Genomic DNA, 432 nt, shown 5'->3' with positions numbered 1-432 from the left:
TTGGAGGATACTTCCAAGTCGGCGCTGAAAGTCCCGTCTGCGGCAGGCGTCGGAACGTCAAAACGCGGTCCCTGGTATGTTGGCTCTTGGTGAGGACCCACGTAGGTAGAGGAACCCTTAGGCGCAATAATGAGGCTATGTAGCTCATTGTGTGCCAAGAATTCGGGAGTGAAGCCGGTGCCCTCAACATGCACCGTGCCTCCAGCATAAATTCTTAGGTGCTCCGCTAGTGACGCGCAGAGTCGGTAGCGAACTGGTCTGCTCGCCTTGAGCCGCAGGAATCTGCTGTTTGTCTGCTTGCTCCTGAACCAAAGCTGCAGCGGGGGAGGCGGGGGTCGCCTGTTTCGGGTCTGCTTGAGCGGGTGCAGCCTGTGCTGGTTGCGCCTGTTGCTCAGGTGCCGCCTGGGTCGGTGTTGCGAGTGCCGCCGGGGT

At 60.0% G+C, this 432-nt stretch carries 1 pseudogene; it reads right to left on the bottom strand.

Annotation, left to right across the window (positions count from 1 at the left end):
* Window positions 1–183: 183 nt before the first annotated feature.
* Window positions 184–432 (bottom strand): annotated as a pseudogene (locus HMPREF2884_RS09480) (hypothetical protein); the annotation flags it as partial.

Origin of the sequence: Rothia sp. HMSC073B08 (assembly GCF_001812975.1) — a bacterium.
GTDB lineage: Bacteria > Actinomycetota > Actinomycetes > Actinomycetales > Micrococcaceae > Rothia > Rothia mucilaginosa.
The sequence above is the reverse complement of the archived record's forward strand: the minus strand, read 5'-3'. Positions and strand labels throughout refer to the sequence as shown.